This window comes from Streptomyces sp. NPDC002643 (assembly GCF_053592555.1).
The window spans coordinates 36,115-58,759 of the sequence record NZ_JBSFVY010000032.1; the positions used below are offsets into that span (position 1 = coordinate 36,115).

At 71.0% G+C, this 22,645-nt stretch carries 20 protein-coding genes; 11 read left to right on the top strand and 9 right to left on the bottom strand.

The features are described from left to right. Nucleotides 1-24: 24 nt before the first annotated feature. Nucleotides 25-1,167 (bottom strand): DMT family transporter, encoded by a 1,143-nt coding sequence (locus ACWD4G_RS35810; RefSeq protein WP_451301075.1) that lies wholly within the window; start codon nt 1,165-1,167, stop codon nt 25-27. Nucleotides 1,168-1,396: 229 nt separating this feature from the next. Here ACWD4G_RS35810 and ACWD4G_RS35815 point away from each other — a divergent pair, with 229 nt between their 5' ends. The 5 genes from ACWD4G_RS35815 (at nt 1,397) to ACWD4G_RS35835 (ending at nt 8,249) form a co-directional block, all read left to right on the top strand. Then, on the top strand, nt 1,397-2,116 hold the full coding sequence (locus tag ACWD4G_RS35815) for a (2Fe-2S)-binding protein (protein WP_451301077.1): 720 nt from the start codon (nt 1,397-1,399) through the stop codon (nt 2,114-2,116). Between the two features lie 195 nt (nt 2,117-2,311). Beyond that, nucleotides 2,312-3,463, top strand: coding sequence for a glycogen synthase (glgA, locus tag ACWD4G_RS35820; RefSeq protein WP_451301079.1), 1,152 nt, complete (start codon nt 2,312-2,314; stop codon nt 3,461-3,463). 83 nt (nt 3,464-3,546) lie between these two features. Further along, on the top strand, nt 3,547-4,767 hold the full coding sequence (glgC, locus tag ACWD4G_RS35825) for a glucose-1-phosphate adenylyltransferase (RefSeq protein ID WP_451301081.1): 1,221 nt from the start codon (nt 3,547-3,549) through the stop codon (nt 4,765-4,767). A 203-nt stretch (nt 4,768-4,970) separates the two neighbouring features. Next, the gene (locus ACWD4G_RS35830; RefSeq protein WP_451301083.1) at nt 4,971-6,317 is read left to right on the top strand and encodes a wax ester/triacylglycerol synthase family O-acyltransferase; all 1,347 of its coding nucleotides are present in this window, start codon (nt 4,971-4,973) and stop codon (nt 6,315-6,317) included. Nucleotides 6,318-6,755: 438 nt separating this feature from the next. After that, nucleotides 6,756-8,249, top strand: coding sequence for an SDR family NAD(P)-dependent oxidoreductase (locus ACWD4G_RS35835; RefSeq protein ID WP_451301085.1), 1,494 nt, complete (start codon nt 6,756-6,758; stop codon nt 8,247-8,249). A gap of 25 nt (nt 8,250-8,274) precedes the next feature. Here ACWD4G_RS35835 and ACWD4G_RS35840 read toward each other — a convergent pair whose 3' ends face one another. Continuing rightward, a complete protein-coding gene (locus tag ACWD4G_RS35840; RefSeq protein ID WP_451301087.1) occupies nt 8,275-8,805 on the bottom strand; it encodes a hypothetical protein in 531 nt (176 codons plus the stop codon). A gap of 491 nt (nt 8,806-9,296) precedes the next feature. Here ACWD4G_RS35840 and ACWD4G_RS35845 point away from each other — a divergent pair, with 491 nt between their 5' ends. Beyond that, nucleotides 9,297-9,470, top strand: coding sequence for a hypothetical protein (locus tag ACWD4G_RS35845; protein WP_451301089.1), 174 nt, complete (start codon nt 9,297-9,299; stop codon nt 9,468-9,470). A gap of 54 nt (nt 9,471-9,524) precedes the next feature. Next, the gene (locus tag ACWD4G_RS35850; RefSeq protein ID WP_451301091.1) at nt 9,525-10,007 is read left to right on the top strand and encodes an N-acetyltransferase family protein; all 483 of its coding nucleotides are present in this window, start codon (nt 9,525-9,527) and stop codon (nt 10,005-10,007) included. A 39-nt stretch (nt 10,008-10,046) separates the two neighbouring features. Here the strand turns inward: ACWD4G_RS35850 and ACWD4G_RS35855 are convergent, their stop codons facing one another. Continuing rightward, nucleotides 10,047-11,393 carry an amidase gene (locus ACWD4G_RS35855; RefSeq protein WP_451301093.1) on the bottom strand — a complete coding sequence of 449 codons (1,347 nt, stop codon included), beginning with the start codon at nt 11,391-11,393 and terminating at the stop codon, nt 10,047-10,049. Between the two features lie 218 nt (nt 11,394-11,611). Beyond that, nucleotides 11,612-13,036 carry a lipase maturation factor family protein gene (locus ACWD4G_RS35860; protein WP_451301095.1) on the bottom strand — a complete coding sequence of 475 codons (1,425 nt, stop codon included), beginning with the start codon at nt 13,034-13,036 and terminating at the stop codon, nt 11,612-11,614. A 114-nt stretch (nt 13,037-13,150) separates the two neighbouring features. On the opposite strand from ACWD4G_RS35860, the gene ACWD4G_RS35865 reads away from it, so the two are divergent. Together ACWD4G_RS35865 and ACWD4G_RS35870 are read left to right on the top strand one after the other, a co-directional pair. After that, nucleotides 13,151-15,244: a SpoIIE family protein phosphatase gene (locus tag ACWD4G_RS35865; RefSeq protein WP_451301097.1), complete on the top strand. Its 2,094-nt coding sequence runs from the start codon at nt 13,151-13,153 to the stop codon at nt 15,242-15,244. Nucleotides 15,245-15,448: 204 nt separating this feature from the next. Continuing rightward, nucleotides 15,449-16,318 (top strand): Fpg/Nei family DNA glycosylase, encoded by an 870-nt coding sequence (locus ACWD4G_RS35870; RefSeq protein WP_451301099.1) that lies wholly within the window; start codon nt 15,449-15,451, stop codon nt 16,316-16,318. 148 nt (nt 16,319-16,466) lie between these two features. On the opposite strand, the gene ACWD4G_RS35875 is transcribed toward ACWD4G_RS35870, so the two are convergent. The 3 genes from ACWD4G_RS35875 to ACWD4G_RS35885 form a co-directional block, all read right to left on the bottom strand. After that, complete coding sequence (locus ACWD4G_RS35875) at nt 16,467-17,126, bottom strand: hypothetical protein (protein ID WP_451301101.1); 660 nt, start codon at nt 17,124-17,126, stop codon at nt 16,467-16,469. A 228-nt stretch (nt 17,127-17,354) separates the two neighbouring features. Beyond that, nucleotides 17,355-17,870, bottom strand: coding sequence for a hypothetical protein (locus tag ACWD4G_RS35880; RefSeq protein ID WP_451301103.1), 516 nt, complete (start codon nt 17,868-17,870; stop codon nt 17,355-17,357). Nucleotides 17,871-18,027: 157 nt separating this feature from the next. Further along, complete coding sequence (locus ACWD4G_RS35885; protein ID WP_451301105.1) at nt 18,028-18,573, bottom strand: sigma-70 family RNA polymerase sigma factor; 546 nt, start codon at nt 18,571-18,573, stop codon at nt 18,028-18,030. Nucleotides 18,574-18,992: 419 nt separating this feature from the next. Here ACWD4G_RS35885 and ACWD4G_RS35890 point away from each other — a divergent pair, with 419 nt between their 5' ends. After that, nucleotides 18,993-20,165 (top strand): CapA family protein, encoded by a 1,173-nt coding sequence (locus ACWD4G_RS35890; RefSeq protein ID WP_451301107.1) that lies wholly within the window; start codon nt 18,993-18,995, stop codon nt 20,163-20,165. Between the two features lie 18 nt (nt 20,166-20,183). Here ACWD4G_RS35890 and ACWD4G_RS35895 read toward each other — a convergent pair whose 3' ends face one another. Next, nucleotides 20,184-20,645: a universal stress protein gene (locus ACWD4G_RS35895; RefSeq protein ID WP_451301109.1), complete on the bottom strand. Its 462-nt coding sequence runs from the start codon at nt 20,643-20,645 to the stop codon at nt 20,184-20,186. A 160-nt stretch (nt 20,646-20,805) separates the two neighbouring features. On the opposite strand from ACWD4G_RS35895, the gene ACWD4G_RS35900 reads away from it, so the two are divergent. Beyond that, nucleotides 20,806-21,654, top strand: a complete 849-nt coding sequence (locus ACWD4G_RS35900; RefSeq protein WP_451301111.1) for a polysaccharide deacetylase family protein — start codon at nt 20,806-20,808, stop codon at nt 21,652-21,654. A gap of 39 nt (nt 21,655-21,693) precedes the next feature. Here the strand turns inward: ACWD4G_RS35900 and ACWD4G_RS35905 are convergent, their stop codons facing one another. Continuing rightward, the gene (locus tag ACWD4G_RS35905) at nt 21,694-22,365 is read right to left on the bottom strand and encodes a class F sortase (RefSeq protein ID WP_451301113.1); all 672 of its coding nucleotides are present in this window, start codon (nt 22,363-22,365) and stop codon (nt 21,694-21,696) included. Nucleotides 22,366-22,645: the final 280 nt, after the last annotated feature.

The following is a 22,645-nucleotide window of genomic DNA, read 5'->3' on the forward strand; positions in this document are numbered from 1 at the left end:
GAGGCCCGCGGCCGGGTCTCCCGCTCAGGACTTGACGTGGTCCCGATGCCGGTCGAGAGACGGTCTCGGTACGTACAGCGCGCCGTGGAACGGCTGCTGGAGCATTCGGCCGGACGGACCGTCGTCCCCGTACGCGTGGCGCAGGAACGGGGCCGGCACGACCACCGGCTTGTCGAGATCGATCGTGTCCTCGCCCGTCGACTGTCGCGGAAGGCTCGCGAGCAGTTCCTCGACCGTGAGGTGCTCCCGGTCGGGGAGGACCAGACCGTCGATCGTGACGCTCTCGTGCACCTCGGGCTCGGCGTGGTCCTGTCGGTCGAGGGGGCCCTGGTGCTCCTCCTCGTGGAGCCGCTCGGTGGTCAGCAGGATCAGGCCGCCCGCCGCGACGATGCCGCAGCCCAGCGCGAGAAGGGTGCCGGTGGTGCCGTAGCGGAAGGTCTCGCCGAACATCGTGATGCCGACCGCCGCCGCCACGACCGGGTTCACCACGGTCAGGGTGGCGAGCGGTGCCGCGAGACCGCCGCTGCGGTAGGAGGCCTGGGAGAGCAGCAGACCGGCCGTGGCGAAGACACCTATGAGCGCGAGGGTCGGTATATGGGCGAGCGCGATGCCGTCCGTCCAGTCCACGGCGACCGTCTTGGTGAACACCGACGACATACCGAACGCGACACCGGACGCGACCGCCAGCAGGATGCTGCGCGTCGCCGGATGCCGGTGCGCCGCGCGGGCCGCCACCATCAGCGCGGCCACCGCGCCGGCGCTGACCACGGCCACGGCTATGCGCTGGGCGGTGCCCAGGGACTGCGAGTCGACCGAGCCGACCAGGGAGAGCAGACCGGCGAGGCCCACCGTCGCCATGATCGCGCCCCGCCAGGCCGTCGCGCCGGCCTTCCGGCCCACGAACAGCGCCGCCATCGGCAGGGCGAACACGATGGTCAGCGCGCCCAGCGGCTGCACCAGGCTCAGCGGCCCGAAGGCCAGGGCCACCACGTGCAGCACACCGCCGAGGCCGTTCAACCCGACCGCGAACCACCAGCCCGGGCGCCGCAGGGGCGCGTAGGACTGACCGGGGGAGGACACCGCGACGCGCTCCTGCACGATCGCCCCGCCCGCGTACGCGACGGCGGATACGAAGCACAGCAGCACGGACAACGCGAGGGCGCTCATCAGCGGCTCCTCTGCGCGGCGCGGGGGCGCTCGGCCCGGCGCGGTGAACGGTCGGCTCTCATGGTGTCCACGATGCCTCGCGGAAGGGGCTCACGTCGTCGTACCAGAGCACTCATTGCGTCGTACTACCGATGGAGTACGGGTAGCCCTGAGTCATACCCAGGGTGGGCGACACGGAGTGCCTCCCTCCGGGCGGGCGAACACGCAGGCCCTGGTACTAATCGACGTCGTGGATCACGACGCCGCCCTCACCGGTCTCTCCGCCCTCGGCGGCTTCTTCGTCCTACGCACGGGAGAACCCCCGGGCGGCCCGCTCCCCACCCTCGAAGAGGCCTACGCGGCACGGCATGCCGACCCGGAGAGGGAGGTTTATGAGAATCCCGTAATTTTCCGTGTCCACAAGGTCGCGCGGGGTGTGCGCGCCCCCGAGCCCCGCGTCGCCGCCTCCATCGCCCACCTCGGCTTCGCGGCCCGCCTCTGGTCCATCGCCCTCGGCTCCGCCGCCCTTTACGACCGCGTACCCGACCTCGACCCCCGTCTGCTGCGCTGGGACGCCGACGCGAGCGCCCCCGACGAGCTGTGGCTCACGGACGTACGCCCCCTGCCCGCCGACCGCGTCGGCGAGACCGTACGGGACGCCCACCTCGTCCCCCTGGCGGCGGCCCTGCGCGCCCAACTGCCCATCTCAGCACGCCTCCTGTGGGGCAACGCCGCCTCCGCCCTCATGGGAGCCGTACGCCAACTCGACCGCTGGGGCCATGCCAACGGCCGTGCGGAGGTGGGAAGTCGGGCCCACGCGATCGCCGCCGAACTCCTCGCCCACCCCACCCTCTCCGGCACCCTCGACCCGCTCACCCACCGCCGCCGCAGCTGCTGTCTCTACTACCGGCTGCCCGGCGGCGGACTCTGCGGCGACTGCTGCTTCGACCGCCCCCCGGGCCGCACTTGACCCTCTCCGGGCCGCACTTGACCCGCCCCGGACCGCATTCCACACACCCCGGGGCCGCACTCGGCATGCCCCGACACGCCTTCGGTGCGCTGCCGACGCGCCCTTGATGCCCGGCATCCGGAGGATCGCGGTCTTCCGCAACTGCCCCATGTGGGTGACCATGTGGGAACCAGCCGCTGAGTCAGGGGGTTCCCGGTGCGAGTCGGCCTGTTGACCCGGGAGTACCCGCCGGACGTCTACGGTGGCGCGGGCGTCCATGTGGAGTTCCTGGCCCACGAGTTGCGTTCCCTCGTCGACCTGGACGTGCACTGCTGGGGCGAGGGCGCCGCCGGAGGCGTCGTACGCCACCGCCCCTGGTCCGCGCTCGACACCGCCAACGACGCGCTGCGCACCTTCTCCGTGGACCTGTCCATCGCCGCCGGACTCGAAGGCCGCGAACTGGTCCACTCGCACACCTGGTACGCCAATCTCGCCGGCCACTTCGGCAAGCTGCTGCACGGCATCCCGCACATCATGACCGCGCACTCGCTGGAACCCCTGCGCCCCTGGAAGGCCGAACAACTGGGCGGCGGCTACGCCCTGTCTAGCTGGGCCGAGCGCACCGCGATCGAGGCCGCCGACGCGGTGATCGCGGTCTCCGGTGCCATGCGCGACGACATCCTCGGCTGCTATCCGGCCCTCGACCCGGACAGGGTCCGCGTCGTGCACAACGGCATCGACACCTCCCTCTACAAACCGGACCACGGCACCGACGTCCTCAAACGGATCGGCCTCGGCGCCGACCGCCCGTACGCCCTGTTCGTCGGGCGTATCACCCGCCAGAAGGGCGTGCCCCATCTGCTGCGGGCCGTACGGGACATCGACCCGGCCGCCCAGGTCGTCCTGTGCGCCGGCGCCCCCGACACCCCGGAGATCGACCGGGAGTTCCGCGAGCTCTTCGACGAGCTGAGCCGGGTGCGCGAGGGCGTGTTCTGGATTCCGCAGATGCTGCCGCGCGCGGACGTCATCCAACTCCTCACCCACGCCGCCGTGTTCGTCTGCCCCTCGGTGTACGAGCCCCTCGGCATCGTCAACCTGGAGGCCATGGCCTGCGGTACGGCCGTGGTGGCCTCGCGGGTCGGCGGTATCCCCGAGGTCGTGGCGGACGGCGAGACGGGGCTGCTGGTGTCCAACGAGGACGACTTCGAGGCACGGCTCGCCGACGCCCTCGACTCGGTGCTCGCCGACCCGGGCGCCGCCGCCCGCATGGGGGAGGCCGGACGGGAGCGCGCGGTGCGCGAGTTCGGCTGGGACGCGGTGGCCCGGCGCACGGTCCAGTTGTACGAGGAAGTTCTCACACAGAGGTAGCAGAGGTAGCAGGGGTAACGGGGCAGCAGGGGCAGAGCGGCGAACAGCGCCCGGCGCGCGACCGGGCGCAGAGGGGCGGCGGCATGCGGCGCGGAGGACCTTCGGTACTGGGAATCGTGTTGGCGGGCGGCGAGGGGAAGCGGCTGATGCCGCTCACCGCCGACCGGGCGAAACCAGCGGTGACCTTCGGCGGAACGTACCGCCTCGTGGACTTCGTACTCTCCAACCTCGTCAACGCCGACATCCTGCGCATCTGCGTGCTCACGCAGTACAAGTCGCACTCGCTGGACCGGCACATCACCACCACCTGGCGGATGTCGAGCCTGCTCGGCAACTACGTCACCCCGGTCCCCGCCCAGCAGCGCCTGGGCCCGCGCTGGTACCTGGGCAGCGCCGACGCCCTGCTGCAGTCCCTGAACCTCGTCCACGACGAACAGCCCGACTACGTGGCGGTCTTCGGCGCCGACCACGTCTACCGCATGGACCCCCGCCAGATGCTGGCCCAGCACATGGAGGGCGGCGCGGGCGTCACGGTGGCCGGCATACGCGTCCCTCGCACCGAGTCCTCCTCCTTCGGTGTGATCACCCCGGGCTCCGACGGCCGGATCGTCGAACGCTTCCTGGAGAAGCCGGCCGACCCACCGGGCCTGGTGGACGACCCCCAGTCCGTCTACGCCTCCATGGGCAACTACCTCTTCACCACCAAGACCCTGGTGGAGGCGTTGCAGCGGGACGCCGAGGACGAGGAGTCCGTGCACGACATGGGCGGCTCGATCCTGCCCCAGCTCACCGGCCGGGGCGAGGCACAGCTGTACGACTTCAGCGCCAACCACGTACCCGGCGAGACCAGCCGCGACCAGGGGTACTGGCGTGACGTGGGCACCCTCGACGCCTACTACGACGCCCATATGGACCTCATCGCCGAGCGCCCCGCCTTCAACCTCTTCAACCGCCAGTGGCCCATCTACACCCACTCCAACCAGCTCTCCCCGGCCCGCTTCAACGCGGGCGGCATGGCCAGCGAGTCGATCATCAGCGCGGGCTGTCTGATCCGCGGCCAGGTCACACGGTCGGTGCTGTCCCCCGGGGTGGTGGTCGACCCGGGCGCGGTCGTCCAGGGGTCGGTCCTGCACGACAACGTCCACATCGGCAGGGGCGCCGTGGTCCGGGGCGCGGTCCTCGACAAGAACGTCCAGGTCCCGCCGGGCGCCACGATCGGCGTCAACCCGGAGCGGGACGCCGAGCTGTACACGGTCTCCGAGGGCGGAGTGATCGCCCTGGGGAAGGGGCAGCGGGTGTCGTAGGTGTCGTAGGCGCGAGGTCGCGATGTGGCCCGTCAGGGTGACCTACGTCCCCATAGTGACCACAGATGCACCATCAGTCCCACCTTTCTCATCGAGGTGGGACTTAATCTGTTGTTAACTGTGCGTAGCTTGATCGTACTTGACCGTAATCGGGCAACGGCGATTGACTGCAGATTCCCCCGTCGCCGACGCGAGGCAAGCCATTGACTTCCGACCCGCTCGCACCACTCGACCTGGCGTTCTGGAACATCGAGTCCGCCGACCACCCCATGCACCTGGCCGCACTGGGGGTCTTCGCGGCGAACTCGCCCACGGCCGGTGCCCACGCCGCCGACCTGCTCGCCGCGCGCGCCGCCGGTGTGCCGGGGCTGAGGATGCGCATCCGCGATGTCTGGCTGCCGAACGTACGACTGCCGCTGGCCTTCGGCGGCGCGACCCGTGAGCCCGTCGCCGACTTCGAGCCCTACGACCACGTACGGCTGCACGCCCCGACCGCCGACTTCCACACGGTCGCCGGACGGCTGATGGAACGCCCGCTGGAGAGGGGCCGGCCGCCCTGGGAGGCCCACGTCCTGCCCGGCGAGGACGGCACCTCCTTCGCCGTGCTCTTCAAGTTCCACCACGCCCTCGCCGACGGTCTGCGCGCGCTGACCCTCGCCGCGGCCGTCATGGACCCCATGGACATGCCCGCGCCCCGGCCCCGCCCCGCGGAGCCACGCCTCGGCCTCCTCGGCGAGGTCCGCAGACTCCCCGACCGCGTCCGGGGCACCCTCTCCGACCTCGGCCGAGCCCTGGACATCGGCGCCTCCGTCGCCCGTACGACCCTGGACGCGACGCTGGCGCCCCGCTCGTCCACGGCGCTGACCTCCGAGCCCAGCGGCACCCGTCGTACGGCGGGTGTGGTCGTGGATCTGGACGAGGTGCACATCATCCGCAAGACGGTCGGCGGCACCGTCAACGACGTCCTGATCGCGGTGGTCGCGGGTGCGCTGCGGCGCTGGCTGGACGAGCGCGGTGACGGCAGCGAGGGCATCGCGCCCCGGGCGCTGATCCCCGTCTCCAAGCGCCGTCCCCGTACGGCGCACCCCCAGGGCAACCGACTCTCCGGGTATCTGATGAAGCTCCCGGTGGGCGATCCCGATCCCCTCCGCCGACTCCGTACGGTGCGCACCGCGATGGACCGGAACAAGGACGTGGGGCCCAATCGGGGGGCCGGTGCGGTGGCGTTGCTGGCCGATCATGTGCCGCCGCTGGGGCATCGGCTGGGGGGTCCGCTGGTCAGCCAGGCGGCTCGGCTCTGGTTCGACATCCTGGTCACGAGTGTTCCTCTGCCCAGCCTCGGTCTGAAGCTGGGCGGGTGTCCGCTGACCGAGGTCTATCCTCTGGCTCCGCTGGCGCATGGGCAGTCTCTGGCGGTGGCCGTCTCCACGTATCGGGGGAACGTCCACTACGGGTTGGTGGCCGATGGGGAGGCCGTGCCGGATCTGGATCTGCTGGGGATGTCGGTGCGACGAGAGGTGGAACACCTGCGCTCGGTCTGCACTCCCTGACCTTCTCCGCCCCCGCCGCCCCTACCCATTCCCGTCCCCAGGGGCTGCGCCCCTTCGACCCCCGTCGAGGGAATGGAGGGCGGTCTGTCGGGTGCGGGTGGGTGGGGGCTGGTCGCGCAGTTCCCCGCGCCCCTAAGAGATCCGGCCCTGCGGGCCGATGAAAATGCGGGGCGCAGCCCCTGCATTTTCAGGGGCGCGGGGAACTGCGCGAGCAACCACCCACCACCCGCACCCGCCGAGCAAACCCCACCCTCACGAGCTGGTGGGCGGGGGTCGAAGGGGCGCAGCCCCTGGGGATGGGACGGGTAGGGGCGGCGGGGGCGGGAGCCGGTTTTGGTGAGTGGGGCCGGCGCTCCGTAGAATTCCGCGTTCGAACGGCAGACACAGCCAAGGCGCCGCAGGCAGCCGCAGGCAACCACCACGGGAACAGGCAGCACGATGACGGTGACAGACGACGGCACGGCGGCGACCGACGAGGCCGTGTACGGCCCCGGAATCGACCCCGAGCGGCTTGCCGTGTGCCTCAGCGTGCTCGAAGAGCTGGACAAGCTGGAGGTCGACCACCCGGACGCCATCGCGGTACGCCGCGCCACGGCCGGCATCTACCGCACGGTCAAGCAGCGCCGCCGCCAGGAGCGCCGCGCCGCCAAGACCGCGCACGACAAGACGGTCACCGAGTCCACCGCCACCGGCTCCGCCCAGCGCATCGACGACGAGACCGAGGGCATCCTGCCGTCGTCCGTCACCGAGGCCGGCCAGATCGCGGGGATACTCCAGCGCCCCCGCTCCTGCTACGTCTGCAAGGCCCGCTACGTCGAGGTCGACTACTTCTACCACCAGCTCTGCCAGAAGTGCGCCGCCGAGAACCGCGCCCGCCGCGACGCCCGCGCCGACCTCACCGGCAAGCGCGCCCTCCTCACCGGAGGCCGGGCCAAGATCGGCATGTACATCGCGCTGCGGCTGCTGCGCGACGGCGCCCACACCACGATCACCACCCGGTTCCCGAAGGACGCCATCCGCCGCTTCAAGGCCATGGACGACTCGGCGGACTGGCTCCACCGCCTGGAGGTCGTCGGCATCGACCTGCGCGACCCGGCCCAGGCCGTGGCCCTCGCCGAACAGATCGGCGAGCAGGGCCCGCTCGACATCCTCATCAACAACGCGACCCAGACCGTACGCCGGCTGCCCTCCGCCTACGCCGCGCTGGTCGACGGCGAGTCCGCGCCGCTGCCCGCCGGTGAGCTGCCCGCCCACCACGTCATCGGCGCCTTCGGATCGGGCGCGGTCGACGGTCTCGCCGCCCTCCCGCTCGGCTCCGGCGGACTCGACGCGCAGAAGGTCGCCGACCTCGCCCTGGTCGCCGGCAACGCCAGCGTCGCCCGGCACCTCGACGGCACCGCCATCGACGCCGGCGGACTGGTCCCCGACGTCGTCGACACCAACACCTGGGTGCAGTCCATCGAGCAGATCTCCCCGGTGGAACTCCTTGAGACCCAGCTGTGCAACTACACGGCGCCCTTCATCCTGATCAGCAAGTTGCGGCCGGTGATGGCCGACGCAGCCCGCAAGGCGACCAGCAGGCGCGCGTACGTCGTCAATGTCTCGGCGATGGAAGGGGTGTTCAGCCGCGGCTACAAGGGCGCGGGCCACCCCAACACCAACGCCGCCAAGGCCGCCATGAACATGGTGACGCGGACCAGCGCCCAGGAGATGTTCGACACCGACGGCATCCTGATGACCTCGGTCGACACCGGCTGGATCACCGACGAGCGCCCGCACTATGACAAGCTCCGCCTCGCCGAGGCCGGCTTCCACGCCCCGCTCGACCTCGTCGACGGCGCCGCCCGCGTCTACGACCCGATCGTCCGCGGCGAACAGGGCGAGGATCTGTACGGCGTCTTCATGAAGGACTACGCCCCCGGCAAGTGGTGAGACGTACGACGCCCGTGGTGGGGGCCTACGCGCCCGGCGACGACGCGCCCACCCGGCCCGCGCGGTCGGCCACCAGCTCCAGCACCGTGCGCCAGTCCTCCAGGACCCCGGCGTCCACCCCGGGTGTCCGGCCCGCCTCGTCCGCCTGCCGCAGCGTCAGCACGTCGTCGACGAGCACGGCGTCCACCAGACCGCCCGCGTGCAGCCGTACGAGGTCGTCGGGGCCCAGGGCGTGCAGGCGTACGAGCCGGGCGACCCGGTCTCCGAGCAGGGGCCGTACCGCGTCGGCGGCGAGGTCGGCGTGGCTCGTGTCGTCGCCCGGTCGGAGCAACTGCCCGAGGGCATGGACCAGGCCGGCCACCTGGAGTTCCTTGTCGGCGGGCCGCCCCCGGCGCAGCAGCGCGGCGGTCTGGAGGGCGTGCTCGTGCGGATCGACACGAACGACAGCCCTACTCGAACGGCCGTCCGGGGCGTCCCGGTGGCGGTCCGGTGTGTCCGCGCCGCCCCGGCAGGCGTGCAGCAGATCCATCAGCTCCTCGACGCTCCGCAGCTCCATGCGTCGGTCCTCCCGAGTCCGCCCGCGAGAAATGCCGTTGCGACGACCCACCAGATCATGGTCGGCTTGCGATACGGCCAACAGGACCTGAACTGCGTGCCGAGGACAGTGATCCGGAGGTTCGCCGACCGGCGAGCGGCGCGGCACTGAGCCGAACGGGTGGCGGCAAAAGCGGCGGAGCAGGCCAAGTCGCCCTGGGGTGGGGGGTAATGAAAGAGGAAAGACTCTCCCCGGTCCTTCCATCTTTTCAGCCCCATAGAGCGGACCCCCGCTCATTTGGTTACTCTGTACCGGACGGACAGCCTGAACTGGGTCCCACCCACACCCACGGTCCGTCCCGGGACAAGCCGGTCATCACGGCCTGCACCACCCAAGCGAGACGGCGCCACCGCGTCCGAACTGACAACGACTCAGACCCAAGCGGACGTCAGGCGCACAGCGGCAGGCTGGGCCGACGTCCCGAGGGTGACCCGACACATAAGGAGTGCGCGGTGACACCGGAGAAGACGAATCGCGATCAACGCCCCAAGGAACGCACGGAGCCCAACAGCCGTTCCAAGAAGGAGCTCGGCAGTCTGGACGTGTGGGCAAGGTCCGCCCCGATCCGCCTGGCGGGCTACGAGGACGACCTCGCCGAGCCCCACATCCTGCCCAGCGTCGACTGACCCCGGCAGGAGCATCGCGATCGCCGTCTGCATGGGCGTGCCAGACTCACGCCCATGCAGATCAGAGAAGCCACCGCCGACGACTGGCCCGGTATCTGGCCGTTCTGGCACCGCGTCGTGGCCGCCGGTGAGACCTACTCATGGGACCCGGACACCTCCGAGGAGGCCGCCCGCGCCCTGTGGATGTCCCCCGCCAAGCGTGTGTACATCGCCGAGGACGACACCGGAGCGATCGTCGGCTCCGCCTACCTCACCCCGAACTACGGCGGCCCCGCCGCCCATGTGGCCAACGCCGGCTTCATGGTCGACCCCGACCACGGCGGACGCGGCATCGGCCGGGCCCTCGCCGCACATGTCCTGACCGCTGCCAAGGCCCACGGCTACCGGGGCATGGTCTTCAACGCCGTCGTCGAGACCAACCCGGCCGTACGGCTGTGGACCTCCCTCGGCTTCACCGTCCTCGGCACCGTGCCGGACGCCTTCGACCACCCGAGTCACGGCCCGGTCGGCCTGCACATCATGTACAAGGCCCTGTGAAGGCGCCCCGTTGAAGGGCCTGCTGCCGCCAAGTCCCCGCTAACCGATCGACGCCGTCCGCTGCCACGGATGCAGCCGCTCCAACTGCCCGGCCAGCTCAAGCAGTTCGAGTTCCGTGCCCGGACGGCCCACCAGCTGTATCGCGCAGGGGGCGCCCGAGGGGAGCGTGTCGAACGGCACCGACATCGCCGGCCACCCCGTCAGATTCCAAGGCGGGGTGAGCGGCGAGTAGGTGGTGTTGACCAGCAGATTGCGCAGCCAGCCCCGCTCGTGCCAGTTCGCCGCGGCGGGCCCGCGCCGGGCGAGCGCCGGGGTGAGCAGGATGTCGTGCTCGGCGAAGAACGGCTCCATACGGCGCCTGAGCTGCTCCCGCCGGTCACCCTTGCGGACCCCGTTCAGGAAGCGACGCCCCACCGCCGCGTGCACCCGGGTGCGCCGGGCGAGCCGTCGGGGGTCGAGATCGCCGGCGTCCACGGCGGTGCCCGCCGTCCAGTGCGCCAGCGACGTCGTACCCAGCCAGAGGGGGTACGGCGGGTCGGCCGGGCGGACCGTGTGCCCGGCGCGGGCCAGCACATCGGCGGCCCGGCGCGCGGCATCGGCGTACGGGCGGGTGACGGTCACCCCGACCAGCGGGCTGCGTACGGAGAGGGCCACACGGCGTGGGGCGGAAGCCTCGACCGGTCGGTCGAGTGTGGTGTCCGCCAGGACCTGGAACATCAGTCGGGCGTCCTCGACCGTCGTCGTGAGCGGGCCGTTCTCGGACATGCCGAACCAGTCGCCGTGCCCGATGCCCGCCGGGATCACCCCGGAGCCCGGCTTCAGGCATATCAGCCCGCAGTTGGCGGCCGGTATGCGCAGCGAGCCCATGCCGTCGTTGCCGAGCGCGATCGGCACCAGCCCGGCGGCGACGGCCGCCGCGCTGCCGCCCGACGAACCCCCGGTCGTGCGCGAGACGTCCCACGGATTGCGCGCGGTGCCGTGCACGCCGTCCGTGGTGCCGAAGACACACAGCTCGGGCACGTTCGTCAGCCCCACGACCACCGCACCCGCCGCCCGCAGCCGGGCCACCGTGACATGGTCGGCTTCGGCCGGACGGTCCGGCGTCGCGGCGGAACCGTTGCGGGTCGACTCGCCCCGTACGGCGAGGTTGTCCTTGATCGCCACCGGCACGCCCGCCAGGGGCAGTTCGGTCAGATCGGCCCGTGCGGCCACCTCCTCCGCCTCCTCCAGGGCCGCCCGCGCCCGCACCACGCGGAACGCCCCGACCCGCCCGTCCACCGCCTCGATCCGCGCCAGATGCCGAGCCACCACCTCTCTCGGCGTGACCCGCTTCTCCCGTACGGCGGTGGCGATCTCGGCGGCGGTCCGGCCGGCCCAGTTGGTCACGGGCACTCTCCCTGGCGGTCGTGCGCGTCGACTCCGGACGCGACGGAAGGGCGTACTCGCGAGTAAGGGACGAGCACGAGGAGAGCACTGTGCCCTGTGGGGCGGGGTCAAGTCGAGAGACTGTGATGAAGAAGCGGGTCACCGGGGACGCTCCGCGGAGCGCCCGGCCCGTTCCATGGCCTCCGCTCGGCTCGTCCGCGACCTCCGCGCGGCCCGTTCTACGGCCTTCGCGCCGCCGTCCCGGCCAGCCGCGTCGGCGGCATGAACTCCCGTACGTACGTCCGCTCCCAGCAGGCGCCCGTCGTCCGGAGTTCCCGCCAGGTCGTGTAGCGGTAGTGGAAGAGGCGGGCGCGGACGAAGCGGGGCGGGGTGTCGGCGGGGAAGGGCGAGCGGCGCAGCAGACGGAGGGTGTCCCGGTCGTTCTCCAGGAGGCGCTCCACCAGGGGGCCGAACCAGGCGTCGGCGTAGGCGGGGGAGAGGGCCGCGAACCACATCAGCCAGTCCAGCCGCAGATGGTACGGGGCGAACTGGCGCGGCCAGTACCGGAGATCGCCCGGCTTGCCCTTGAACTCGTACTCCAGCCAGCGCGAGTCCTCGCGCGCTACGTCGTCCGCCGTCCCCTCGATCACCACCTCGTACCGCACCCGGCTGACGCTGCCGAACGCCCCGTAGGTGTTGACCAGATGGAGCGGGTCGAACGAGCGGTTCATGATCTGGCGGCGGGAGATCATATTGCGGACCGGGTGGTAGCTGAGCCAGAGGACCAGCGCGGTGACGGCGAGGACGACGATCTCGTACCAGAGCGGCGAGGCGGGGGCGTCCGAGGGAGTACCGCCGAAGTCGATCGCGGACAGGGCCAGCACGATGGTGATCCAGTTCAGCCAGGAGAAGTTGCCGGACAGGACCAGCCAGAGCTGGGTGAGGACCATCAGCGAGGCGGCGGCCGTGGCGATCGGCTGCGGGGTGAAGAGCAGGACCGGGACGACGAGTTGGGTGAAGTGGTTCGCGGCGACCTCGATCCGGTGGAACGGCCTCGGCAGATGGTGGAAGAACCAGCTCAGCGGGCCCGGCATCGGCTGGGTCTCATGGTGGAAGTCCAGACAGGTCAGCTTCCGCCAGCACGCGTCGCCGCGCATCTTGATCAGCCCGGCGCCGAACTCGACCCGGAACAGCACCCAGCGCAGCAGGAACAGCACCACGATCGGCGGTGCCACCTCGTCGTTGCCCAGGAACACGGCCAGGAAGCCGACCTCAAGCAGCAGGGACTCCCAGCCGAACGAGTACCAGGTCTGGCCGACGTTCACGATCGACAGATACATCGCCCACGGCACCAGCCACAGCAGCATCGCGCCCCAGAGCGGCAACAGCGAGTCCAGCCCGGCCACGAGCGCCAGGGACACCGCACAGCCCGTCCACGCCCAGCCCGCGAAGAAGCGGTCCGAGTAGCGGAGGTGGAACACGCTCGGTGCGCGCCGGAAGGGCACCAGCCGGACGTACCGGGGGATCGGCAGCATGCCCCGCTCCCCGAGCAGCGCCCGGAACTGCCGGGCCGCGCTCAGGAAGGCCACCAGATAGATCACCGCCAGGGCGCGCTGGAAGACCAGCCGGCTCAGCTCGTACTCGGGTGCCGTGAACCACTCCATGGCTCTCGCGCTCCTGGATCGCGCGCCGGGACGGGTGCGGTATCGACAATAGTGGGCCGGTACGAGGGCGCCCCTCCACTCGATTAATCGGGCGAATGCTGTCAAAGTGGCCCCATGGTCGATCGGGGAGCGGGTGAGTCGCCGGTGCCGGACGACTGGCTCGCCCACCCGGACCCGGTCCTGGCGCTCAATCTGATGGGCAGCTTCGACTGGGACCTCGACGCGGGCACCTTCCACATGGACGCCACCGCCCACGAGGTCTTCGATCTGCGCCCGGACGAATACGACGGCGACCCGATGAGCCTGACCCTCAGGGTCCCGCCGATGGAGGGCCGCAGACTCGACACCCTCGTCGCCCAGGCCATGAAGGACGGCAGCGAGAACTACGGCGCCTACTTCCGCATCCGCATGCGCGACGGCACGATGCGCTGGACCCACACCCAGGGCTACATCCGCCGCGACGGGACGGGCCGCCCGTACCGCGTCATCGGCATCGTCCGCGACGCCACCCATGAACTGCGCGAGATCCACGCCCGCGGCGAACCCGTGGTACGGCGGACCCGGGCCCCTCGACGGCGCTCCGACGTCGTGCAGATCATCACCGCCGCCCTGGCCCACGCCCGTACCGTCCAGGACGTGATCGACGTCCTGGAGGACACCGACGGCCTCACCCACCTCGGTGCCACCAGCCTCGTCATGGGCCTGGTGGAGGCCGGCCGCATCCGCATGGTCGCCGCCGGCCCCGAGGACAGCTACGTCCCCGGCACCCGGATCACCCGCCTCGATGTGAAGTACCCGATGAACGAGGTCGTACGGCACCTCCTGCCGCACTTCATCGAGTCACCGGAGGAGTTCGCCGAGTCCTATCCGCTGCTGTGGCCGCACATCACCGACCTCAAGATCACCTCGGCCGCGTATCTGCCGCTGATCGTGCAGGCCCGCCCCATCGGCGCGATGGGGCTGCTCTACAACGACCGCTGGGGCTTCACCACCGAGGAGCGCGACGTCCTCATCGCGCTCGGCAGCAGCATCGCCCAGAGCCTGCAGCGGGCCATGTTCTACGAGCAGGAGAAGGACCTCGCGGAGGGCCTTCAGCAGGCCATGCTGCCCCGCTCCATCCCCAGCGTCCCCGGCGCCGACATCGCCGTCCGCTACCGGGCCGCGTCCTTCGGCGGCAGCCTCGGCCGGGACATCGGCGGCGACTGGTACGACCTCATCCCCCTGCCGGGCGGACGCGTGGGCGCCGTCATCGGCGACGTCCAGGGCCATGACACCCACGCGGCGGCCGTCATGGGCCAGCTGCGCATCGTCCTCAAGGCCTACGCCACCGAGGGGCACACCCCGGCCACCGTGATGGCCCGCGCCTCCGCCTTCCTCCACGAACTCGACACCGACCGCTTCGCCACCTGCCTCTACGCCGAGACCGATCTCGCCACCGGAGTGGTCCAGGCCGTCCGGGCCGGCCATATCGACCCCCTCATCCGTGGCACCGACGGCATCTGCCGCCGGGTGACCGTGGACGGAGGGCTGCCGCTCGGGCTGTCCGCCGAGTTCGGGGGCGTGGAGTACCCCGTCTCCACGATCGAACTGGACCCCGGGCAGACGCTGCTGCTGTGCACCGACGGCCTCATCGAACAGCCCGGCGCCGACCTCGACGACGGGATGCGCACGCTGGAGGCGCTCATCGCCACCGGGCCGGACGACGTCGACGATCTCGCCGACCGGCTGATCGATGTGGCGGAGGAGCGGGGTGGTGACGACGACGTGGCCCTGCTGCTGCTCCGGCGGCGCAGCCGCGGCGCGGAGCCGGAGCCCGGCGGGCGGCTCCAGCGGCATGTCGCGCCCGGCGATCCCGAGGCGCTCGCCGAGGCCCGGCGCGTGATCCGTGCGACGGTACGCGGCTGGGGGGCCGGTGATCGTGCCGACGAGATCGAACTCGTCGCCGATGAACTGATCACCAACGCGTTGATGCACACGGAGGGCTCCGCCGTCGTGACCCTTCGGGTGCTGAGCGGCTCCGAACGGCGCCTCCGGGTCGAGGTGGAGGACTCGTCGAGCGCGCTGCCCCGGCGGCGGGAGGCCGGGGAGGACGGGGTGTCGGGGCGGGGGCTGCTGCTGGTGGACTGTCTGACGGATGTGTGGGGGGTGGAGGCGAGGGGTGGGGGGAAGTGTGTGTGGTGCGAGTTTGTGGTTTCGGGGGGCGCCTAGGAACTCGGGGGTGGGGGTTCGTGGGCGGGTGCGGGTGGTGTATGGCTGGTCGCGCAGTTCCCCGCGCCCCTGAAAAATCGGGCTGCGCCCTGATTTTTCATCGGCCCGCAGGGCCGTGCTTTCAAGGGGCGCGGGGAAATGCGCGACCAGCCACCTACTACCTGCGGTCGCCCACGGGTCGTCACCCCATGGCACTCTGGACCTATGCCGGAACTCCCCGAGGTCGAGGCACTCCGGGACTTCCTGGTCGAGAAACTGATCGGCCATGAGGTCATCCGTGTCCTGCCCGTGGCGATCAGCGTGCTGAAGACCTACGACCCGCCGATCAGCGCCTTCGAGGGGCGGGAGATCACGGCCGTGCGGCGGTACGGCAAGTTCCTGGACATCGAGGGCGACCGCGGCGAACTGCACCTCGTGGCGCATCTGGCGCGAGCCGGCTGGCTGCAGTGGCGGGACCGGTTGCCCGACGGGCCGCCGAAGCCGGGCGGGAAGAGCCCGCTGGCGTTGCGGGTCGCGCTGGAGACGGGGGAGGGGTTCGACCTCACCGAGGCCGGCACCCAGAAACGGCTGGCCGTCCACCTCGTACGGGAGCCCGGCGCGGTCCCGGGCGTCGCCCGGCTCGGGCCGGACCCGCTGGCCGAGGACTTCGACGAGGCGCGGTTCGCCGAACTCCTCGCGACGGAGCGGCGGCAGATCAAGGGCGCGCTGCGGGACCAGAGTCTGATCGCGGGGATCGGCAACGCGTACAGCGACGAGATCCTGCACGCCGCGAAGATGTCACCGTTCAAGCTGGCCTCGTCGCTCGGGCCGGCGGAGACCCGGTCGCTCTACGAGGCGCTGCGGAGCACGCTCACCGAGGCCGTCGAGCGCTCGCGGGGGCTGGCCGCAGGGCGGCTGAAGGCGGAGAAGAAGAGCGGACTGCGCGTCCACGGCCGTACCGGCGAGGCCTGTCCGGTGTGCGGCGACACCATCCGCGAGGTCTCCTTCAGCGACTCCTCGCTCCAGTACTGCCCGACCTGCCAGACCGGCGGCAAGCCGCTCGCCGACCGGCGTATGTCACGACTGCTGAAGTAGGGCGAGCGGAACGAACCGCAGGGTCCGAAACCATTGAAGGTACGGACCAATCCTGCGGCACTGCCGAAGCCCCCGGCGGCAATGGTCGGAGCTTTGAGCGCCATGCCGGGCCCTCGGCCATGCCGGGCCCCAGCGCCACGCTGGCCCCTCACCGCCACGCCGGTGCCTTCAGCGTGACCAGCAGTTCGCCCTCCTGGCTGCGTACCTCGAAGTGGCTGATGTCTTCGAGCTGCATCGCGGTGCCGCCGATCATCTCGGCCGTGGAGCCGGGGCCGCCGGGGGACTTCCAGTTGGCGGCCGTCTCCTCGGTGCCGTCCTTGCCGACCACGACGAGCCGGCAGGCGTGGGCCCCTTCGGCCTCCTTGACCTTGAGCGCGAGGTCGCTGCCCCAGACGTGTTCCTGGGCCTTGACCTCGGCCCATACACCGGTCTCGGCGTCGGTCGCGGCGACCGTGTCGGGGGCCTCGCCCGGACCGGCGAGAACGGCGACGGCGGGGCCGCCGATCGCGATGATCACGGACGCGGCGACCGCGTAGAGCCAGCGCCTGCGCTTGGCGCGTCGGCGGGCGCCGACCTCGTCGAGCAGCTTGCCCAGCAGCTGGGGGCCGGGCGCGGCGAAGGGGTGCACGGAGCGCGGTGTCGCGTTCCGGTACAGCATCAACTGCCGGGCGGCCGGTCGGAACTCGGTGACATGTACCGCGCACCGGGGGCAGCCGCGGACATGGTCCTCGAAGTGGAAGGACTCCACCTCGTCCAGCACGCCCAGCGCGTACGCGCCGACGTCGTGATGACGATCCTGGGACCACATGGCAATTCCTCGGGCCGGTGAGCGGTGGGGGTTGCTTCCTGCCCCCACCGGTACGGACCAGACCGGCGAATCACTCAAGCCTCACAGCCAATGCCAACCAAAAGATTCGGAGCCGCCCGCCCGGCGGATTGGTCGGAGTCCGAAAAAGTTGGCCCTTCCGTGCCCGAACTGGCCGTTCGGGCCGAGGAAGACACGCGTCACCACATCGGCGCGAGGGGATCGCCCGGGTCAGAAGAGATGGATCGCCAGATGTCCGAGCGGCAGACCGAGCCGCCAGGCAGGTGTCCAAACCTTTGGACCGTCGTCCTCACCGACGACCGCGCCCCCGCCCGGCACCGCGTCCAGATCGGGTGCGAGCAGCTCCGTCTCCTCCAGCCAGCGCCAGGCCGCCTCCGCCAGGTCCAGATCCGGCGACGGGCCGCCCTTCTCCAGCGCCTCGGCGGTGAAGTGGGCCATGCGCTCGCACACCCAGTCCTGCCACGGCTGGTCGTACGCCGTCAGCGACAGCCAGGTCTCCAGCTGGGTGACGACCCGGATGCCGGAGAGCTCACCGCCGGAGTCCGCGAGGAAGATGGTCAGCGCCAGGGCGTCGCGCCCGGCCCGGAACTCGAAGGACGTCGGCGGCATCAGATCGCCGGTCCGCAGCAGTTCCTCGGCGATGTACTCGGCGTAGAACCACGCCATCGGGACGGTCAGTTCGCCGCCGCCGGCGCCGTCCGTGCTCTCTTGACCTCTGTGCAGCATCCCTTCCTGCCCTCCTCCGGTGCATGCGCGTCGCCCGAACCCGGGGCCCGGAAAGCCGGACCCCGGTCCCCTATCCGGAACACGGATGTACACAGCTGATTGCTCAACCGTGGTCCTCGGCAAGGCGCTTTACGGAGGCTTGACTCGGCCGTGGGTTTCACCGCAGGTCGGCCGCGTATCCCGGAAGCACCCGGCGCAGGGCGCGCAGCGCGTAGTACGCGCGGGACTTCACCGTACCGGGCGGGATTCCCAGGGCTTCGGCGGCTTCCGCCACACTCGCACCCTGGAAGTACACCTGCACCAGTACTTCACGGTGCTCGGGAGTGAGTGTCTTCACAGCCTCGCGTACGTCGAGGGTGGCGACCGACCGCTCGGAGTGGTCGGCGATCACCCGGGCGTTCTCCAGGATCGCGTCCCCGACCTCGGCGGGACGCGCCTGCCGGGCCCGCCGCGCGTCGATGGCGAGCCGCCGCCCGACGGTGAGCAGCCACGGTCGTACGGAGGCGAAGTCGTCGGCGCGCAGCGCCTCGGGGTGCTGCCAGGCGCGTACGAAGGTCTCCTGCACCAGGTCCTCGGCGCGGTGGCGGTCCCCGTCGGAGAGCCGCAGCATCAGGGCGAAGAGGGGGCGGCCGTGTTCGCGCTGGAGCTCGGCCAGCTCGTGTTCGGCGGTCGTCCCGTTGGTGATTATGGTTCCGGCCGTCATGGCCGTATGGGAACGCGAGCCGGTCCGCGGGGACAGGGGCCTGTCACGGGTCTGCGGCGGACGGTCAAAGCCTGCGACGAACGGCGCGATGAACGGTCGGCCGGTGCTCTCGGAGGCTCCGCCTCCGGACCTGACCGGCCTGAATAGCCCGTCCGCACACGCCGGACGGGCTGATGGGGCGGGGTGCGTGTTTCTGGTGGGTTGAGGGGCGGCGGGTGGTGCGTGGCCCGTGTGCGCGCCCCCTGGGGCGGGGCGGCGGGCGCCGCTGTCGCTCATCCGGGCGTGTGTCGGCCTCCGCTCGGGTGAGGAAGGTGTGAGTCCTTCGGGTGATGTCCGGTTCGGGTTCTTGACGGGCATTTCCGATGTATGCGGATTCTTGACGGATCGTAAGTAAATACGACCGTGACGGGGTGTTCAGCATGCGCGTACGTGGGCGAACCATCGGATACGGCCTCGCCGTTCTTCTCGTCGGCGCCGCCGGCTGCCAGACCCACCGGTCCGCCGCCCCGCCGAGCCGCTCGGGACAGCCCGCGCCCTCGGTCCCCGCCGCGTCTCCCCGCGGCTTCACCCTCGTCGCCTCGGGGGACGTCCTGCCGCATATGTCGATCATCGAGCAGGCGCACAGGGACGGCGGCGGCGCCGCGTACGACTTCCGGCCGATGCTCGCCGGGGTGAAGCCCGTGGTCTCGGCAGCGGATCTGGCGCTCTGCCATATGGAGACCGTCTACGGCGCGGACGGCAACTACAGCGGATACCCGACCTTCAAGTCCCCGCCGGAGGTCGCCGAAGGGCTGGCCGCCACCGGGTACGACGGCTGCTCCACCGCCTCCAACCACACCCTCGACGATGGCGCCACCGGCATCCAGCGCACCCTGGACGCCCTCGACCGCGCCGACGTACGGCACACGGGATCGGCGCGCACGGCGCAGGAGGCGGCGGCCACCACGCTGATGCGTGCCGGAAGCGCCCAGGTCGCCCATCTCGCGTACACCTACGGCACCAACGGCATCCCCCTGCCCGCGGACCGGCCCTGGGCCGTGAACCTCATCGACCGCGAGCGCATCCTCACCGACGCCCGGACCGCACGCGCCGCGGGGGCCGACGTGGTGGTCGTATCGCTGCACTGGGGCACCGAATGGCAGGACGCGCCCGACGCCCGGCAGTTGAGCCTGGGAGAGCAGCTCACCAAGGCCGCCACGGACGGACGGGCCGACATCGACCTGATCCTCGGTACCCACGCGCACGTTCCGCAGGCGTACGAGAAGGTCAACGGGACCTGGGTGGTCTACGGGATGGGCGATCAGATCGCGGGGGCCATGTTCAACCACTCGGGGGCCCCGGACCCACGCGGCAACGAGGGGACCCTGGCCCGCTTCACCTTCGCCCCGCCCGCTCGGCCCGGCGCCCGCTGGGAGGTGACCAGGGCCGAGTTCGTACCCCAGTGGTTCGACGTCGGCACGGGACGGGTCGTCAACCTCAACGCACTGATCGAGTCCGGCTCGGGGGCGCATGTCACCGCCGTACGGGACCGGATTCGAGAGGTCGTCCTCAGCCGGGGCGCCGCGCAGCACGGGTTGCTGATGGGGAAGTAGACCGGCCGCGCACCCCGGTCAGGGGACGACCGTGACCGGCCAGCGGCCCGCCTTGACCAGGCGTACGGCCACCGAGCCGACGATCCGGTGGCCGGCCTGCTCGGAGGCGCCCACGACGACCGCGTCGGCCTTGAGGTCGTCCGCGGCCTTCACCAGCCCGCCGTACGGGTCGCCGCGCAGTGTGTGGAACTCCCAGCGCACCTCGAAGATCCCCTTCGCCTGCTCGGCGGCCTCACGGATCTGCGCCACGAGCCGCTCGGCGATCTCCTCGGTGGTCCCGGCCACCGGCACCCCGAGCGCCGCGCTCGCCGCCAGCAACGGCTGTACGTAGACGATGGCGAGCAGGGCGTGCTGGCGTCGGGCGAGGCCCGCGGCGTAGGCCACGGCGCGCAGGGAGGAGTCGGAGCCGTCCAGCCCGACGAGGATGACCTTGGGTCCGTCGGTGCCCCGTTCGAACCCCTGTGCTTGCTGATCGGTCACGGGGCGAGGTTATCGCGGAGTCGGGGGCCGGAGAGCGCGGGCTCCGGCGTACGCCGGGCGGGTGGGTGGGGCGCGGAAAATTGCTCCCCACGGGTGTATTCATACCGCCGCATCGGTGTCGTAGTGGTGCGTCGCCCCCGTACCGGTCGACTCATGAGTCATGACGATGGATCAGATCTTCACACGACGGCGTCTGTTGATCGGAGGCGGAGCCCTGCTGGGCGCCGCCGGTGTCGCGGGCACCGCCAGTCTGCTCACCGGTGACGGGCCCGGCGCCTCCGCGACCAGGGGCACCCCGGCGGCCGGTCCGGGCGCCCGCCGGGCGCTCAAGCCCTCCACCTACCGCCTGCAGCCCATCGCCGGTTACGGGGCGCCCCGCCGCCGTACCGTCGTCCGGCCCGCCGTCCGCCGCGAGCCGTTCCTGCGGCTGGCCGCGCATGGGCGGGACATGGTGCTGACCTTCGACGACGGCCCCGACCCGCGATACACCCCGGAGGTCCTGCGCATCCTGCGCAAGCGCGATGTCCGGGCCATGTTCTTCGTGTGCGGTGAGATGGCGGTCCAGCACCAGGACCTGCTGCGGGTGATGGCGGACGACGGCCATGTCGTCGGCAATCACACCTGGTCCCATCCGCTGCTGCCGAGCCTTTCGCGGTCCCGTATCCACGCGGAGATGGCCCGTACCAGCGAGATCATCGAGAAGGCGCACGGGGAGCCGCCGCTGTGGTTCCGCGCGCCCTACGGGGCCTGGAACCGGACCGTCTTCCAGTTCGGCGCCGAACTCGGCATGGAACCGCTCGCCTGGACCGTGGACACGCTCGACTGGCGCTCCCCGGGAGCGGCCACCATCGCCGAGCGGGTGGAGAAGGGCGCCGAACCCGGTGCCATCGTGCTCTCCCACGACGCGGGCGGCGACCGCTCCCAGAGCGTGAAAGCGCTGCGCGAATACCTTCCCGAACTCCTCGACTCCGGCTATCGGATCACCGTGCCCCAGCGGAAATACGCCTGAGGAGCCGGACGGGCTTTCGCCCGCCCGGTCGGGAAGCGCTCAGCGCACCTCGACCAGGCGGGCGAAGACGACGACATTGCCGTCGTAGCCGTTCTGCTGGGAGAAACCGCCCCCGCAGGTGATGACCCGCAGTTCGGGAATTCCGCTGTTCCCATAGACACGGTCCCCGGGGAAGTTGTTCTTCGCGAAGACCTCGATGCCGTAGATCTCGAACACGGCGGTCTTCGCGTCCCCGCGATCGATCTCGACCCTGCTGCCCTTCTTCAGCGCCCCGAGCCCGTAGAACACCGCGGGCCCCTGCTGGTTGTCGACATGGCCCACCATCACGGCCGTGCCCTTCTCACCGGGGGCGACCGCGCCCGTGAACCAGCCCGCGAGGTTGGGGTCCTGGGCCGGGGGCGCGTCCACCCAGCCCGCCGCGTCCAGACCGACCGGCACCACCGGGGCGTCGACCTGGATCGAGGGGATACGCACCCGATCGACCATCGCGTACGGCAGCGGATCGGGAACGTTGGTGAAGGTGCCGTGGGGCGCGCTGCGGGTGTCGGCGGCAGCGGCCTGAGCCGGCTGCGGCGGACCCACGTCGAATTCCCCGGAGCCATTGCGGATCAGAGCGAGACCGGTGAGCAGAACCAGCGCTATCACGCCCCACGGCGCGCGCTTTCTGCGCCGTGCCTCCTCCTCGGCCTCGACCACCTCCGACGAGAACATTCGCCATCCCCTCTCGACACGGCCGTCGCCGCGTCATTCGCGCATACGGCAAACGCTAAGCGCGCCGCACCGCCACGGCGATGATTGAGGTACGAACGGGTGGCGGCGCAGTGGAGTCATGCGCCATCCGAGTCGCCCGCCGCAGGAAATTTCTGACGGTCCGTGACCTGCGGTGATTCCGATCATGCGGAGATATCCCGGCGTATCGGCTCACCAGGACGGACCAGCGCCGAAATGCGGCCCCGCGCACGGCAACTGAGGGTTTTTCCGGGAGGCGCTT

Excerpts from the sequence above, each read along its gene's own strand:
- ACWD4G_RS35905 (WP_451301113.1), bottom strand. The coding sequence starts at position 22,365 with ATGTTCTCGTCGGAGGTGGTCGAGGCCGAGGAGGAGGCACGGCGCAGA.
- ACWD4G_RS35850 (WP_451301091.1), top strand. The coding sequence starts at position 9,525 with ATGCAGATCAGAGAAGCCACCGCCGACGACTGGCCCGGTATCTGGCCG.
- ACWD4G_RS35890 (WP_451301107.1), top strand. The coding sequence starts at position 18,993 with ATGCGCGTACGTGGGCGAACCATCGGATACGGCCTCGCCGTTCTTCTC.
- ACWD4G_RS35865 (WP_451301097.1), top strand. The coding sequence starts at position 13,151 with ATGGTCGATCGGGGAGCGGGTGAGTCGCCGGTGCCGGACGACTGGCTC.
- ACWD4G_RS35870 (WP_451301099.1), top strand. The coding sequence starts at position 15,449 with ATGCCGGAACTCCCCGAGGTCGAGGCACTCCGGGACTTCCTGGTCGAG.
- ACWD4G_RS35885 (WP_451301105.1), bottom strand. The coding sequence starts at position 18,573 with ATGACGGCCGGAACCATAATCACCAACGGGACGACCGCCGAACACGAG.
- ACWD4G_RS35860 (WP_451301095.1), bottom strand. The coding sequence starts at position 13,036 with ATGGAGTGGTTCACGGCACCCGAGTACGAGCTGAGCCGGCTGGTCTTC.
- ACWD4G_RS35840 (WP_451301087.1), bottom strand. The coding sequence starts at position 8,805 with ATGGAGCTGCGGAGCGTCGAGGAGCTGATGGATCTGCTGCACGCCTGC.
- ACWD4G_RS35835 (WP_451301085.1), top strand. The coding sequence starts at position 6,756 with ATGACGGTGACAGACGACGGCACGGCGGCGACCGACGAGGCCGTGTAC.
- glgC (WP_451301081.1), top strand. The coding sequence starts at position 3,547 with ATGCGGCGCGGAGGACCTTCGGTACTGGGAATCGTGTTGGCGGGCGGC.
- ACWD4G_RS35810 (WP_451301075.1), bottom strand. The coding sequence starts at position 1,167 with ATGAGCGCCCTCGCGTTGTCCGTGCTGCTGTGCTTCGTATCCGCCGTC.
- ACWD4G_RS35900 (WP_451301111.1), top strand. The coding sequence starts at position 20,806 with ATGACGATGGATCAGATCTTCACACGACGGCGTCTGTTGATCGGAGGC.
- ACWD4G_RS35875 (WP_451301101.1), bottom strand. The coding sequence starts at position 17,126 with ATGTGGTCCCAGGATCGTCATCACGACGTCGGCGCGTACGCGCTGGGC.
- ACWD4G_RS35880 (WP_451301103.1), bottom strand. The coding sequence starts at position 17,870 with ATGCTGCACAGAGGTCAAGAGAGCACGGACGGCGCCGGCGGCGGCGAA.